The following is a 14,362-nucleotide window of genomic DNA, read 5'->3' on the forward strand; positions in this document are numbered from 1 at the left end:
TCAAACCAAACCAAACACCTCCAGTGCGCAGTCATTCTTGATTCGCGCCGGCTCACTAAACCTGCCATAATTCGTCTTCTATTTTTCTAAACTTCGTACTCTATGATATCTAAAACGTTTTCTGCTGATGGTGCTCTGGGTAAAGCTATCCCAGGGTTTCAACCACGACAAGCTCAGCTAGACATGGCTGAAGCGGTTTCACAAGCTATTGAGCAACAGAGTCAATTAGTTGTTGAAGCGGGAACGGGTACCGGTAAGACCTTTGCTTACTTAGTGCCAGCGCTGCTTAGTGGCAAGAAAACCATCATTAGTACGGGGTCTAAAAACCTTCAAGAACAGCTGTTTCATCGAGATTTACCCTTGATGGTCGATGCGCTTGGCTTTTATGGTCAGGTTGCGTTACTCAAAGGGCGTTCAAACTATTTGTGTTTGGACAGACTGAGCCGTCAAATGATCGAGAGTCATGGCGCTCATACCGATCCAACACTGCTGGCTCAGTTAGTGAAAGTTCGTAGTTGGTCATCATCAACACAAACAGGTGATTTGGGCGATTGTGATGATATCGCTGAAGACAGCCCGGTTATCCCAACTATTACCTCGACCAATGACAACTGCTTGGGCAAAGAGTGCCCAAGCTACACCGATTGTTTCGTACTTAAAGCACGTAAAAAAGCGATGGACTCTGATGTTGTTGTAGTGAACCATCACTTGTTCTTAGCGGATCTAGCGATTAAAGAAACCGGATTTGGTGAACTGATTCCTGAAGCAGATGTGTTTATCTTCGATGAAGCGCATCAGCTTCCCGATATTGCTAGCCAATACTTTGGTCAATCTGTTTCGAGCCGACAGATAAATGAGCTCGCTAAAGACATCGAAATCGCCTACCGAACTGAAGCAAAAGATATGCGTCAGTTACAAAAGGTAGGGGACAGGCTCGTTCAATCTTCAGCCGATTTACGTATTGTATTGGGTGATACAGGCTTTCGTGGTAACTGGCGTGAGGCCTTAAAATCTGAATCGATTGCAAGAGAGTTAGTTCGTTTGCAAGATGCATTGCAATTGGCCGTTGATGTATTGAAATTAGCACTCGGACGAAGTCAGCTGTTAGATACCGCTTTCGAACGTGCAAACATGATTAAGTCGCGCATTGAACGTGTGTGCGATGTGTCGATTACGGGATACTCTTACTGGTATGACACAACACCAAGGCAATTCGCTTTGCACATCACACCACTGTCGGTTGCGGATAAATTTCACGAGCAGATTGAGCTGAAGCCGGGCGCTTGGGTATTTACCTCAGCAACCTTAGCGGTGTCGGACGATTTCGATCACTTTACCTCTCGACTCGGGTTAAAACCGTCGGCACAGTTTTCATTGCCAAGCCCGTTTGATTACCCAAATCAGGCGCGCTTGTGTGTACCTCGTTATCTTCCTGAACCGAATAGCCCAGGCCTCGCGGATAAGCTAGTAAGAATGCTGACTCCCGTGATTGAGCAAAACCAAGGCCGCTGTTTCTTTTTGTGTACTTCACACAGCATGATGAAAGAGTTGGGGGAGCGATTCCGTGAAACACTCTCGGTTCCAGTGCTGCTGCAAGGTGAGACAAGTAAGCAAAAAACTTTAGCCGAATTCATGGAATTAGGTAACGCATTGCTGGTGGCTACTGGCGCTTTCTGGGAGGGGATAGATGTTAGGGGCGACGCATTAAGCTGTGTTATCATCGATAAATTGCCCTTTACCGCTCCTGATGACCCTTTACTTAAGGCTCGAATCGAGGACTGTAAGTTAAAAGGGGGTGATCCTTTTGCACAGGTACAGTTGCCAGACGCCGTGATTACCTTGAAACAAGGCGTCGGCCGATTGATACGTGACAAGCGCGATAATGGCGCTTTGATTATTTGCGATAACCGATTGGTGACTCGTGATTACGGTGGCATATTTTTGGCGAGTTTACCGCCTATCCCACGTACCCGCGACTTAGGGGTCATTAAAGAATTCTTAGCTAAAGACCATTCAATCTCTGCTGAGTAATTGGCATTGTTGAGCTTAGCCATTATTTTTAGATTAGATAACAGATATTTGAGACACAAATGAGCGCAAAAATTCTTGCAGTAGATACCGCAACTGAAAACTGTTCAGTTGCACTAGTAATTGGTGACCAGGTGTTCGCACGTAGCGAAGAGGCTCCTCGAGACCATACGAAAAAAATTCTACCTATGGTTGATGAAGTACTGAAAGAAGCGAATGTCGCTTTAACCGATATTGATGCTATCGCGTTTGGCCAAGGCCCAGGCAGTTTCACGGGTGTACGTATTGGTATTGGTATTGCTCAAGGCTTGGCTTTTGGTGCAGATTTACCGATGATCGGTGTCTCTACACTGGCTGCGATGGCGCAAGGCAGCTACCGTAAATTTGGTGAAACTCATGTTGCGACAGCGATTGATGCGCGTATGAGTGAAGTGTACTGGGCTCGCTACAGCCGCGAACAAGATGGCCGCTGGACTGCTGTTGATGCAGAGTGTGTTACACCACCAAGTGAATTGGCTACGCAGCTTGAAGCGGACTCTGAAACATGGGCAAAAGTAGGTACAGGTTGGGAAGCGTACGCAGAACACATGGATACGCTAGCGATCAACACCAAAGCATGTGAAGTGCTATTCCCAGAAGCTCAAGATATGGCTTTCCTTGCTCAATACGCTTATGCAGAAGGCAAGGCGGTTGCAACAGAAGAGTCTGAGCCTGTTTATCTTCGTGATAAAGTGACTTGGAAGAAATTGCCAGGTCGCGAATAATTCTTACAAGGTTCTGATGCAAATTAGGTCTAAATGCGTATTATTTAGATTTGAGAGGGCAGATAATTAGTCATGGTATCAATTAACAACTTACCTCCTTCTTCGATAGGCAGCACGTCTAAGCCTAATCGAATCAAAAAGAAGGAGCAGGCAAAAAAATCTGATGCTAGCACTGCGGTTGGACAACCAACTAAGGTGGCTAATGCTGTTTCTCACTCTATTCGTCAAGTTAAAGAGTCTGAACTACACAAGGCTCAAATCCAGTATGATCTTCCAGAAGGCCGAGGACGTAGGGCTATGGAAGAGTATATGGATGTAATGAACCAGGCGAAGAAAGAAGAACTTGCAAAGCTTATCGGTGTCGATATCTACATCTAGAGCTTCTTATTAAAGCCTGCTTAAGGATCAGAACCATGTCAAATTATCTCTCTAAAATACGCTTAATTGCCTTTTCTCTTGGTATTTTGATGCTTGCAGGGTGTTCATCATTACCTAGCGAACTCGAAGCAAAATCAGAGCCTGTTATTAGCGATTACCAACAATGGGTCGATCAACTACCGGATGCGAAAAGTGTTCGACTAGGCGGCGTAATATCGAAAGTGACCAACTTGAAAGATAAGACTCGAATTGAAGTCGCTAATATGCCGATCTCTAGTAACGGCAAACCAGATCTAGACGCAGAGCCGAGCGGACGTTTTGTTGGTTATATCGAAGGATATGTTGAGCCTCTAAGCTTTGCAGAAGGTCGTCTGATTACTTTGGTTGGCCAGTCAAGCGGGAGTGAAGATGGAAAAATAGGGGAATACCCTTATACCTTCCCTGTGATGAAAGTGGACAACCAACGACTGTGGAACATTACTGAGCGCGTTGTTGTTAACGATTTCGCACCAACCTACTACTCGTGCAGAAGTTTACATTGTCGTAGTTTTGAAACAATGCCAAGACAAGGCCGAGTGATACAGGACGTAGAGTAATTAACTTTATTAGACGTTGGTTTCGCAATCAGATGGAATTAGATGTTTGATGATTGAAAAGTCATATTCCCTTGCGAGCGGGACGCTTGCGACACAACAGATGGGCAATCTAGAAACGACCGTTACGACGGTCGTTTTTATTCATGGGTGGTTAGATAATTCAGCCAGTTTTAATCAGGTTATGCAGCAAGTAGCCAAGTGTTCTTCTAGCGCTCACCTTGTTGCTATCGATCTCTTCGGACATGGTTTCTCGTCGCACAAATCGGGAAGTTATTACCCATTTCATGATTATATTGATGACTTGCATCAGTTGGTGACCAAATTATCGCCAAACAGACTGGTACTGGTAGGACATTCACTTGGTGCATTGATAGCAAGTTGCTATAGTGCCGCCTTTCCTGAAAAGGTGTCAGGGTTAATTCAAATTGAAGGTCACGGACCTCTTTCTGAAGCTCCCCAAGAAACGGTTTCTCGCTTGAGAGATGGGGTACTCAGTCGTCTTCGACAGCGAAGAAAGCCTTCACGTCCTCTAGCAAGCCTTGAGGATGCTATTAAGCTGAGAGCTCACGCCAACCAAATTAATGCTGAATTAATCGCTCCTATTGTAGAGCGAGGTATTGTCGAGCTCGATAACTCTTGGCAATGGCGATGCGACCCTAACTTAAAATGTGACTCGTTATATCGAATGTCACAGGCGCACGCTGAAGCGATTATGGCGGCTATTGAATGCCCTCAATTAATAATTTTAGGGAATGATGGATTTCGACATTTGCAGCATAATCGCTACAAATCAGTGCATAGTCCTCTGAATATAGAGACTGTTCCTGGCGGACATCATTGTCATTTAGAGAGCCCAGAGCTAGTTTCAGAGCTAATTCTTGGTGTAGTTAACAAAATTTAAACAAGTGTTTGAGCCTTTTAGTGCTCATGCACTAAAGCTGTGCTGTAATACCGCAATGATAAAAAGCGGCGAAGCAGTCGTCAGCTGATAAACGAGGAGTAACATCGTGGATAAACCTTGGCTTTCACGTTATCCAAGTGACGTACCAGAAACGATCAACCCAGATCAGTACCCATCTCTTGTAGAAATGTTTGAACAGTCGGTACAGAAGTACGCGGATCAACCTGCATTTGAGAACATGGGCTCGATTATGACATTCCGTAAGCTTGAAGAGCGCAGCCGTGCTTTTGCCGCTTACCTACAGAATGATTTGAAACTGAAGAAGGGCGATCGCGTCGCGCTAATGATGCCAAACCTACTGCAATACCCAATTGCACTATTTGGTGTATTGCGTGCCGGTATGATTGCAGTGAACGTCAACCCACTGTACACACCTCGTGAGCTTGAACATCAACTGAACGATTCTGGTGCAAAGGCGATCGTTATCGTATCTAACTTTGCGAGCACGCTAGAGAAAGTGGTGGATAACACTCCGGTTAAACACGTTGTTCTAACTAGCCTTGGGCAAATGTTGCCACGCGCTAAAGGGACAATTGTCGACTTCGTAGTGAAATACGTAAAAGGAATGGTGCCTAAGTATGATCTACCGGGTGCTATCTCATTCAGAAAAGCGCTGCACAAAGGTCGTCGTCTTCAATATGTGAAGCCGTTCATGGCGGGTGATGACATCGCGTTCCTACAGTACACGGGTGGCACAACGGGTGTAGCGAAGGGCGCAATCCTAACGCACCGCAATATGATTGCGAACGTACTTCAAGCGAAAGGAGCGTATGGTCCTGTTCTGCAAGAAGGCCGAGAGTTGGTGGTAACAGCACTGCCACTTTATCACGTGTTTGCGCTGACAGTGAACTGCTTGCTGTTTGTGGAAATGGGTGGTCGCAACCTTCTTATCACTAATCCTCGTGATATTCCTGGTTTCATTAAAGAGCTGCAAAAGGTGCCGTTTACCGCGATTACTGGCGTAAACACTCTATTCAATGCACTTGTGAATAATGAAGATTTCCACGAGTTGGATTTCAGTAACCTACGCCTATCTGTTGGCGGTGGCATGGCGGTTCAACGCTCTGTTGCTGAGCAATGGAAAAAAGCGACAGGCATTCACTTGTTAGAAGGCTATGGCTTAACCGAGTGTTCACCACTGGTAACGGGTAACCCATACGATCTTAAAGATTACACAGGCGCTATTGGCCTACCAGTACCATCAACAGAAGTTCGTATTGTTGATGATGAAGGCAAAGTGGTTGCCAATGACCAAGTGGGCGAGCTGCAAGTTCGTGGCCCTCAAGTGATGCAAGGCTACTGGCAACGTCCAGAAGCGACCAAAGAAGTGATCGACCAAGACGGTTGGCTATCTACGGGTGACATCGTTAAGTTTGATGATGAAGGCCTGCTGCACATTGTTGACCGTAAGAAAGACATGATTCTTGTGTCTGGCTTTAACGTTTACCCGAATGAGATTGAAGATGTAGTGGCACTACACGGCAAAGTGCTTGAAGTCGCGGCTATCGGTCAACCTCATGAAATGTCAGGTGAATTGGTTAAGATCTACGTTGTGAAGCGCGACCCTAGCCTAACCAAAGAAGACATCATCGCGCACTGTCGTGAACACCTAACGGGTTACAAGATCCCTAAACTGGTTGAATTCAGAGAAGATCTTCCAAAGACCAACGTAGGTAAGATCTTACGTCGTGTGCTTCGTGAAGAGAACGATGCAGAATTGGCTAAACGCGCGAGCGAATAATCAGCTAGTTTATGGGTAACCACTACTCGAGAAACCATAGTACGAAAAACCATTGAGGCGCTTAATCTAAGCGAGCGCTGAAAAATGGTGTTAGAATGCCGACAGTTAATGTCGGCATTTTTGTATCCGGCGATCAAATAGAAACCAGTGAGAGTTTTTGTGGATTATCAAATCATTACCCAATTGAAAGACCTTGAGCGAGTTTGCCAACAAGCACGTGAAGCCGATGTCGTTATGCTTGATACGGAGTTCGTTCGTACTAGAACCTATTACCCTCAATTAGGCTTGATTCAGTTATTTGATGGTGAAACGCTGTCACTGATTGACCCTATTGCTCTTGATGACATGACACCGTTCGTTACCTTGTTGAAAGACGCATCAGTATTGAAAGTGCTGCACGCGTGCGGTGAAGATTTGGAAGTGTTCCAGAACGCATTTGGCTGCACACCAACACCAATGGTGGATACGCAAATCATGGCGGCTTTCTTAGGTCATGGTTTATCAACGGGCTTTGCTGCTCTGGTTTCAGAGTTTGTTGGTGTTGATCTCGATAAGAGTGAATCTCGCACTGACTGGCTAGCGCGTCCGCTTTCTCAAAAGCAATTGGACTACGCTGCGGCAGATGTGCATTACCTTATGCCAATGTACAACAAGCTTCTAGAAAAAGTGATGGAAGCTGGCTGGTGGGAAGCGGCTCAACAAGAGTCTGATTTACAAGTTGCCAAGCGCATCCGTAAAGTAAATCCAGATACTGCTTACCTTGATATTAAAGGGGCATGGCAGCTTAAACCTAAGCAGCTAGCGATCTTACGACCTCTAGCAACTTGGCGTCTAAAAGAAGCAATCAAGCGCGATTTAGCGCTGAACTTTGTCTTCAAAGAGCAAGACTTATGGGCTGTGGCGCGATTTGCAATGAAAGATCCTAAGCATATGGAGCAAGAAGGTTTTGATTACCGCTCTGTGCGTCGCCATGGTGCCAAGATCAGCTCAATCGTTAAGTTGGCTGAACATACACCAGAAGAAGAGTACCCAGCACCAGTAGAACGTCTAATGGACTTCCCTGGTTACAAGCAACTGTTCAAAGTGTTGAAAGATGAAGTGAAAACTGCGTCACAACACAGTGGCTTAGCGACAGAATTTTTGGCATCTAAGAAGCAACTTAACCAAGTGTTAAGCTGGGTGTGGAAGCACGATCGTAACCCTGAGAAGCTGCCTGATGTTATGCAAGGTTGGCGTTTAGATGTGATTGGCGAAAAGCTGAGTAAAGCGATAAAAGATAAGTAGAATTACTCTACTCCATGATTACATATCAAATAGGGTAAGCTCATTCTGGCTTACCCTATTTTTTCATTGATTAGCTGTCTTGGTCTGTGGTCTGCTTGTCTTGCTCTTGGGTGTCTGCCAATTGCTTTTCTAATTCGCGAATTCGGATTTCAGCTTCTAACTCCGCCACTCTTTTTTCTGCGTCGCTGCGATTGTCTTGAGACATTCCATCAGCCAGTACTTGATTATTCTCACTTTGGCGGGAGTCATCCAAGTCTTTCATTGAACCAGCTACACCACCGGTTACTCCGCCTATAGCTGCGCCTTGTGCAGCAAGCTTTGCATCGCCAGTTAGCGCGCCAAGTGTTGCTCCTACCAATGCGCCACCAACAGCACCTCTGTTTCTAGCAGCATTCTCATTTTCAGTGTCCAGTGCAGGTGAGCTACATCCTGTGATAAAAAGCGCCACTGAGATGAGCATGGCTTTGAGTTTATTGTTAAGGAGTGACATAAATTAATTCCTATCTGGACTGTGAGTACAGGAAGAGAATACAAATGAAACATTGATGAGAGAAATGATTGTTGTTTATATGCCCGATAACCGAGAGTTATCAATTCAGCAAAGAGGGAGCTGTAAGCGGTAGGAAGTAAAGCTCACGGCTATTCGATAGTTGAGTAGCCGTGAATCAATAACTAGTAGTTGGTGAGGTCGGTGTTACTTGTCTTCTTCTGGAAGCTTAACGTTCAGCTCTAATACGGAGATGTCGTCATCTTTGTGTTCGAAAGTCAGATCAACCATTGATGGATCGACCTCGACATACTTTGCAATACACTTCAAGATGTCTTCTTTGAGTTGCGGCAAGTATGACGGTGCAGGGTCGTCATGGCTGCGTCGCTCAGCAACAATGATCTGCAAACGCTCTTTGGCTAGGTTTGCAGTGGTCTTTTTCTGTGGTCTAAAAAACTCTAATAATGACATCGCGTATTAGCCCCCGAACAGTCGTTTGAAGATGCCTTTCTTCTGTTCCGTTAAGAAGCGGAAGTCAACTTGGCTACCCAGTAGTCGCTCTACAGTATCATTGTAAGCCATACCTGCGTCGGTTGCTTCATCAAAGATAACTGGCACACCCTTGTTTGATGCGTTGAGTACCGCTTGGCTCTCTGGAATCACACCCAGTAGAGAGATATGCAGGATTTCTTCAACGTCTTCAACACTTAGCATTTCACCTTGGTTTACGCGAGCCGGGTTGTAGCGAGTCAGTAGAAGGTGTGTTTTCACTGGCTCTAAGCCGTCTTCTGAACGACGAGATTTAGAGTCAAGAATACCTAGAATGCGGTCTGAATCGCGTACTGAAGATACTTCTGGGTTTGTGGTTACAATCGCTTCATCAGCGAAGTACAGCGCCATCAGAGCACCTTGCTCAATACCTGCAGGAGAATCACAGATGATGAAATCAAAGCCCATTTCATCCAATTCATCAAATACACGACGAACACCATCTTTTGTTAGTGCGTCTTTATCACGAGTTTGAGAAGCAGGAAGGATAAATAGGTTCTCTGTGCGCTTGTCTTTGATCATCGCTTGGTTCAGCGTCGCTTCGCCATTGATAACGTTAACGAAGTCGTACACAACGCGACGCTCACACCCCATGATTAAATCTAGGTTACGCAGACCGATATCAAAGTCGATAACTGCGGTTTTCTTCCCTTTTAAAGCTAGACCCGAGGCAATAGCTGCACTGGAGGTCGTTTTGCCTACCCCGCCTTTACCTGACGTTACAACGATAATGCGTGCCATTCTGTTTTCCTTTTATTTCTCTTATATTGCGAGGACATCAACGTGTAATACATCGTTTGCCATACTGAACATGGTTTTCTTCTGCCAGTACTCGCTTTCAATTTGATCGCTGAGCCAGTAATTTCCAGCAATGGAAACCAGCTCGGCTTGTAAATCATTACAAATTATTTTTGCTTCAGTTTGACCACTTGCACCTGCAATAGCACGGCCACGTAAAGTGCCACGAATATGGATGCTGCCATCGGCAATCACTTCTGCACCGGCACTTACATGACTAAGAATCAGCAAATCACCATCTTTGGCATAAACTTGCTGACCAGAACGAATCGGGGTTCGAACCACTTTAATCGGTGCTATCTTTGCCGGAGCTTGCGATGGCGACTTACTTGCTGTCATCACCGCAAAACCAGCTTCTTTGGCGAGATTTTGTATACGCTTATCAGAACAGCCAGCCACACCAACCGGGATCATGCCCGCTTGAGATATACCATTTTTCAGTTGCGCAAAATCGATATCGCCCGCGACTTTACTGATGTTGATAACAACAGGCGCGGCAGCGAAAAACGTAGGTGCTTGGTCTACTTTCTCTTGAAGAAAAGACACTGCATTTTCGACTTGATCATCGGATAAGTGCAAAACAGATAGCGTAAAGCTGCTACCTTTTAGATCTGGGTTACTAGACATCGAAAAACTACAGGACCTCAATAGCGGATTGGTACAATTTCTTTATCAATAAAATAAAGGGCATTGCCTGAAACTAGGTTTATCATGTTATATTCCCAAACCAAGCACAGCAAGTAATCTTGTTGTCAAATGGACGTTTTGTTCCCAATATTTCTCTAACATAAACTATTGATCTCGCAAGTGAGAGTTTTGTAGTCATAAACATTTAAAAAAGGTTTGTCATGCTGTGTTCTATATATAAAAGCTCGAAGAAAGAAGGAACATACCTTTATATCCCTAAGAAGGATGATTTTTCACAAGTTCCTGACGCATTGATGCAAATGTTTGGTAAACCTAGTTTTGTAATGGTAATTAAAATGGATGGTCGAAAACTGGCGCAAGTGAACATCGATAAAGTGAGAGAATCACTGAACACCGATGGTTTCTTTTTGCAGGTACCGCCTCCACCAGTTAACGAACTTGAGCTACACAAAGAGCGTAAAGCCCAACAAAAATCTCAAGACGAAGAGTGATAGTCACCTCAATTCAGGGAGGAGTGATCGTTGAGTAAATTTTCGAAAACCATGTTGGCTATGTCGGCATTACTATTGGGTAATAGTCTGACCATAAGCTCAGTACAAGCTGAAGAGCTGAGCTTCGAACAATATGTGGAAAAACTAAAGCAACAAGGCCGAGAAGAAGGCATTTCTGAAGCGATCATTGATCAAGCCTTTGATGGTGTGACGTTTAAGCCAAGAGCAGTCAAAGCCGACAAAAACCAGCCTGAAAAGAAACTGACTCTGGATGAATACATTCCACGAGCAGTGCCTGATTGGAAGGTGAAGCAGGCTAAGTCGCTCTATGAAAAACACTACACAGCGTTAAAGCGAATTGGTGATGAGTATGGTGTTCAACCAAGGTTTATTGTCGCGTTATGGGGCGTTGAGAGTAACTTTGGTAAGTTCACGGGCAATTACAGTGTTATTGATGCTCTAACAACCATGGCTTACGAAGGGCGTAGAGAAGCCTTTTTCCGTAGCGAAGCGATGGCGGCATTGAAGATTCTTGATCAAGGCCATATTGCGCCAAAAGAGATGAAAGGCTCTTGGGCTGGTGCGATGGGTCAACCTCAGTTTATGCCGAGCTCATTCTTAGCGTATGCCGCTGATGGTAACGGCGACGGTAAGAAAGACATTTGGGGCACAGAAGAAGACGTATTTGCTTCGGCGGCTAACTATCTCAGCCAATCAGGCTGGGAGGACAAATATACTTGGGGTCGTCAGGTACACGTTCCATCAACTGTGTCTATTGATATGCAAGGCCGAGACGAAGACAAAGCGAAATATCTAAAAGAGTGGTCTGAACTCGGTATTAAGCGTTATGACGACCGCCCACTACCAACGCTTGATGAAGACATCCAAGCGTGGTTGATAATGCCGGATGATGAAACCGGACGTTCGTACCTCATTTACAACAACTACAATGTGTTAATGAAGTGGAATCGTTCTTACTACTTTGCTTTGGCAGTAAGCCATCTAGCCGACAGAATTAAGTTTGATTAATCGGCCTGATTTGATTAGTAGACTTAATTTGGTTAATTGATTTAGGTCGCTTTGAATAGCATTTGGCCTACCATAGGCAAAACGAACTAAAGGACTCTTCGGAGTCCTTTTTGATTTTATATTTCAGAGACTTAAGAAGGTGGTCTTGTGCTAACAGATAGAGCTGCACAGATGGTGATATTCCATGCGTTGATCAAACACGAAGGTTTTACCAGTGCTGCAAAAAGCTTGAACGTTTCGGTGTCCCACATCAGTAAGCAGGTTGCTTTGCTTGAAGACTCCATTGGCATCAAGCTAGTACAACGAACCACACGTAGCCTAACGCTAACCGAAGCAGGAGACGTGTTCTACCAACACTGTGAGCAGCTGTTCAATACAGTAAAAGCGGCTCAAATGGATATGGACAGCCAACGTGATGATATCTCTGGAATCTTGCGCGTTGGATTGTCACAGTCATTTGGCACACTGCATATCATTCCAGCGATTGATCAACTCAGACAGCTTTATCCTCAGTTGAGAATCGAGGTCCACTTGTTCGACTATAAGGTGGACATGATTGAAGAACGCTTGGATCTTTGGATCACCAATAATGAAGACTTACCTGAAGGTTACATTGCACAGCGATTAGCAGACAGCCAGTTTGTGGTGGCAGCATCGCCCGACTACCTGATTAAAGCGGGTACTCCTCATGTGCCTTCCGATCTAATTGACCATAACTGTCTTATTTATCGCAGCCGTGAACGAGACTACACATCGTGGGCGTTTGATAACGGGCAAGAAAACCTCAGTGTCAAAGTAGCGGGCGATTACTCGGTCGATTTGGCTGAGGCAGTACGAGACGCGGCAGTATCAGGATGGGGCGTTGCTTATCTGGCGACTTACTTGGTGAAAGAAGAGTTTAGAACGGGCAAGTTGATTCAAGTATTGCCAGAGTGGCGAGCCAGTCAGCTGATGCCATTTTATGCCGTTTACCCGAGCCGAAAGAACATGCCGAAGAAGCTTTCAGCAGTGATTGAGTTCATTAAAAACCATATCGGGTCTCCGACGTATTGGGATGAAAACCTCAAAACCTGCGTTGAGCTGCACCGTTAACTGTTTCCTAATCTATAAATATAATTTCCATATGGAAAAAGTATACTTTTCGAGCAAGTTAAATCATTAAAATTCAATGCTTTAATATAATCATAGATGAGACAGTGATAATCCCAACATCACATTAACAACCGCACCTTGCCGCAAACGATTTCCTCTATACAATGCGTCGCCTTTCCTATCTACAACTTTTAGGTTGACGCACATGGCTTCCCTACTTGGAATTATCACTATTTTAGTTGCCGCTTGGTTACTATCTACGGACAGAAAAAATATTCCACTAAGAACAGTCTCTTTGGCTTTCTTATTACAAATCTCATTCGCGCTATTGGTTCTGTATGTACCAATGGGTAAAGAAGCGTTGAATGCAGCCACGGGTGCGGTATCTAGCTTGATTAACTACGGTCAAGAGGGGATTAACTTCCTATTTGGTGGCCTAACGAATAACGGATTTGTTTTCGCGATTAATGTTCTTGGCATCATTATCTTTTTCTCTGCATTGATCTCTGGTTTGTACCACATTGGCTTTATGCCAAAGGTGATCAACCTTATTGGTGGTGCGCTACAGAAATTCTTGGGTACAGGCCGCGCGGAATCACTGTCTGCGACTGCAAACATCTTTGTGGGCATGATTGAAGCGCCATTGGTTGTTAAACCTTACCTAAAGCACATGACGGATTCACAACTGTTTGCTGTAATGGTGTGTGGTTTGGCTTCTGTAGCTGGTGGCACGCTAGTGGGTTATGCCTCGCTTGGCGTTGACCTAAACTTCCTGATCGCTGCGGCATTCATGTCTGCTCCTGCTGGTCTATTGATGGCCAAGATTTTGGTACCAGGTAATGCAGATGAGGCTCAAGAAAATATTGAGTCTGACGTTGAAATTCCACGAGCAACAAACGTAGTTGAGGCAATGGCAGATGGGGCTATGTCTGGACTGCGTATTGCCGTTGCAGTGGGTGCGACACTTCTGGCCTTTATCAGTGTGATTGCAATGCTGAATGGCTTGCTAGGTATCGTTGGCGGCTGGTTTGGCGTAAACCTAAGCTTCGAACTTATCCTAGGTTATGTGTTTGCACCCGTTGCATGGCTGATCGGTGTGCCATGGTCTGAGGCTGTGGTTGCAGGCTCGCTGATCGGTAACAAGATTGTCGTGAACGAGTTCGTGGCTTTCATCCAACTGATGGACGCTAAAGAGGCACTAAGTGAGCACTCACAAGCGATCGTAACTTTCGCTCTATGTGGCTTTGCTAACATCTCTACCATGGCGATTCTGATCGGTGGTTTGGGCAGCTTAGTTCCAGAGCGTCGCTCTTTCATCTCACAATATGGCTTCAAAGCAATTTGTGCAGGTGTGTTTGCTAACTTAATGAGTGCCGCTATTGCTGGCGTTGTACTTTCTCTATAGCTAACTGATCATGACTTTACTCCCCCTATAGTAAAGTAACTGATTAATCACAATAATATTCGGTTAGCGTGAAAAAGAGAGCCTATAGTGTAAGAACGTAGGCTTTCTTAT

The 14,362-nt window shown here is 45.0% G+C and carries 15 protein-coding genes; 11 read left to right on the forward strand and 4 right to left on the reverse strand.

The genetic code is table 11. The annotated features are described in order from the left end of the window. Positions 1–102 precede the first annotated feature (102 nt). The 7 genes from QQ041_RS03885 to rnd all read left to right on the forward strand — a co-directional run bounded on the left by QQ041_RS03885 (position 103) and on the right by rnd (position 7,752). Complete coding sequence (locus tag QQ041_RS03885; protein WP_285953152.1) at positions 103–2,031, forward strand: ATP-dependent DNA helicase; 1,929 nt, start codon at positions 103–105, stop codon at positions 2,029–2,031. Positions 2,032–2,090: 59 nt separating this feature from the next. Beyond that, positions 2,091–2,792 (forward strand): tRNA (adenosine(37)-N6)-threonylcarbamoyltransferase complex dimerization subunit type 1 TsaB, encoded by a 702-nt coding sequence (gene tsaB / locus QQ041_RS03890; protein ID WP_285953153.1) that lies wholly within the window; start codon positions 2,091–2,093, stop codon positions 2,790–2,792. Between the two features lie 72 nt (positions 2,793–2,864). After that, a complete protein-coding gene (locus QQ041_RS03895; RefSeq protein ID WP_086715388.1) occupies positions 2,865–3,170 on the forward strand; it encodes a chromosome partitioning protein ParA in 306 nt (101 codons plus the stop codon). Between the two features lie 35 nt (positions 3,171–3,205). Further along, positions 3,206–3,766 (forward strand): Slp family lipoprotein, encoded by a 561-nt coding sequence (locus tag QQ041_RS03900; RefSeq protein WP_285953154.1) that lies wholly within the window; start codon positions 3,206–3,208, stop codon positions 3,764–3,766. A gap of 49 nt (positions 3,767–3,815) precedes the next feature. Then, positions 3,816–4,667: an alpha/beta hydrolase gene (locus tag QQ041_RS03905; RefSeq protein WP_285953155.1), complete on the forward strand. Its 852-nt coding sequence runs from the start codon at positions 3,816–3,818 to the stop codon at positions 4,665–4,667. Positions 4,668–4,773: 106 nt separating this feature from the next. After that, positions 4,774–6,468: a long-chain-fatty-acid--CoA ligase FadD gene (gene fadD / locus QQ041_RS03910; RefSeq protein ID WP_285953156.1), complete on the forward strand. Its 1,695-nt coding sequence runs from the start codon at positions 4,774–4,776 to the stop codon at positions 6,466–6,468. Positions 6,469–6,627: 159 nt separating this feature from the next. After that, positions 6,628–7,752 carry a ribonuclease D gene (rnd, locus tag QQ041_RS03915; protein ID WP_285953157.1) on the forward strand — a complete coding sequence of 375 codons (1,125 nt, stop codon included), beginning with the start codon at positions 6,628–6,630 and terminating at the stop codon, positions 7,750–7,752. A gap of 70 nt (positions 7,753–7,822) precedes the next feature. Here rnd and QQ041_RS03920 read toward each other — a convergent pair whose 3' ends face one another. From QQ041_RS03920 to minC, 4 genes are all read right to left on the reverse strand, one after another. After that, a complete protein-coding gene (locus tag QQ041_RS03920; protein ID WP_285953158.1) occupies positions 7,823–8,242 on the reverse strand; it encodes a glycine zipper domain-containing protein in 420 nt (139 codons plus the stop codon). 204 nt (positions 8,243–8,446) lie between these two features. Then, positions 8,447–8,710, reverse strand: coding sequence for a cell division topological specificity factor MinE (gene minE / locus QQ041_RS03925; protein WP_060982233.1), 264 nt, complete (start codon positions 8,708–8,710; stop codon positions 8,447–8,449). Between the two features lie 6 nt (positions 8,711–8,716). Then, entirely contained in the window at positions 8,717–9,529 is an 813-nt protein-coding gene (minD, locus tag QQ041_RS03930; RefSeq protein ID WP_008221225.1) for a septum site-determining protein MinD, read from the reverse strand. Positions 9,530–9,550: 21 nt separating this feature from the next. Continuing rightward, positions 9,551–10,213 carry a septum site-determining protein MinC gene (minC, locus tag QQ041_RS03935; RefSeq protein WP_285953159.1) on the reverse strand — a complete coding sequence of 221 codons (663 nt, stop codon included), beginning with the start codon at positions 10,211–10,213 and terminating at the stop codon, positions 9,551–9,553. A 221-nt stretch (positions 10,214–10,434) separates the two neighbouring features. Between minC and QQ041_RS03940 the strand changes: the two genes are divergently transcribed. From QQ041_RS03940 to QQ041_RS03955, 4 genes are all read left to right on the forward strand, one after another. Continuing rightward, on the forward strand, positions 10,435–10,725 hold the full coding sequence (locus tag QQ041_RS03940; protein ID WP_060982235.1) for a YcgL domain-containing protein: 291 nt from the start codon (positions 10,435–10,437) through the stop codon (positions 10,723–10,725). Between the two features lie 30 nt (positions 10,726–10,755). Further along, positions 10,756–11,754: a lytic transglycosylase domain-containing protein gene (locus QQ041_RS03945; RefSeq protein WP_285953160.1), complete on the forward strand. Its 999-nt coding sequence runs from the start codon at positions 10,756–10,758 to the stop codon at positions 11,752–11,754. 171 nt (positions 11,755–11,925) lie between these two features. After that, a complete protein-coding gene (locus QQ041_RS03950; protein ID WP_285953272.1) occupies positions 11,926–12,846 on the forward strand; it encodes a LysR family transcriptional regulator in 921 nt (306 codons plus the stop codon). 205 nt (positions 12,847–13,051) lie between these two features. Then, a complete protein-coding gene (locus tag QQ041_RS03955) occupies positions 13,052–14,251 on the forward strand; it encodes a NupC/NupG family nucleoside CNT transporter (RefSeq protein ID WP_285953161.1) in 1,200 nt (399 codons plus the stop codon). Positions 14,252–14,362: the final 111 nt, after the last annotated feature.

It is taken from the genome of Vibrio sp. TMPB1044 (genome assembly GCF_030442075.1).
GTDB lineage: Bacteria > Pseudomonadota > Gammaproteobacteria > Enterobacterales > Vibrionaceae > Vibrio > Vibrio satsumensis.

Excerpts from the sequence above, each read along its gene's own strand:
- QQ041_RS03885 (WP_285953152.1), top strand. The coding sequence starts at position 103 with ATGATATCTAAAACGTTTTCTGCTGATGGTGCTCTGGGTAAAGCTATC.
- tsaB (WP_285953153.1), top strand. The coding sequence starts at position 2,091 with ATGAGCGCAAAAATTCTTGCAGTAGATACCGCAACTGAAAACTGTTCA.
- QQ041_RS03895 (WP_086715388.1), top strand. The coding sequence starts at position 2,865 with ATGGTATCAATTAACAACTTACCTCCTTCTTCGATAGGCAGCACGTCT.
- QQ041_RS03900 (WP_285953154.1), top strand. The coding sequence starts at position 3,206 with ATGTCAAATTATCTCTCTAAAATACGCTTAATTGCCTTTTCTCTTGGT.
- QQ041_RS03905 (WP_285953155.1), top strand. The coding sequence starts at position 3,816 with ATGATTGAAAAGTCATATTCCCTTGCGAGCGGGACGCTTGCGACACAA.
- QQ041_RS03920 (WP_285953158.1), bottom strand. The coding sequence starts at position 8,242 with ATGTCACTCCTTAACAATAAACTCAAAGCCATGCTCATCTCAGTGGCG.
- minE (WP_060982233.1), bottom strand. The coding sequence starts at position 8,710 with ATGTCATTATTAGAGTTTTTTAGACCACAGAAAAAGACCACTGCAAAC.
- minD (WP_008221225.1), bottom strand. The coding sequence starts at position 9,529 with ATGGCACGCATTATCGTTGTAACGTCAGGTAAAGGCGGGGTAGGCAAA.
- minC (WP_285953159.1), bottom strand. The coding sequence starts at position 10,213 with ATGTCTAGTAACCCAGATCTAAAAGGTAGCAGCTTTACGCTATCTGTT.
- QQ041_RS03940 (WP_060982235.1), top strand. The coding sequence starts at position 10,435 with ATGCTGTGTTCTATATATAAAAGCTCGAAGAAAGAAGGAACATACCTT.
- QQ041_RS03950 (WP_285953272.1), top strand. The coding sequence starts at position 11,926 with ATGGTGATATTCCATGCGTTGATCAAACACGAAGGTTTTACCAGTGCT.
- QQ041_RS03955 (WP_285953161.1), top strand. The coding sequence starts at position 13,052 with ATGGCTTCCCTACTTGGAATTATCACTATTTTAGTTGCCGCTTGGTTA.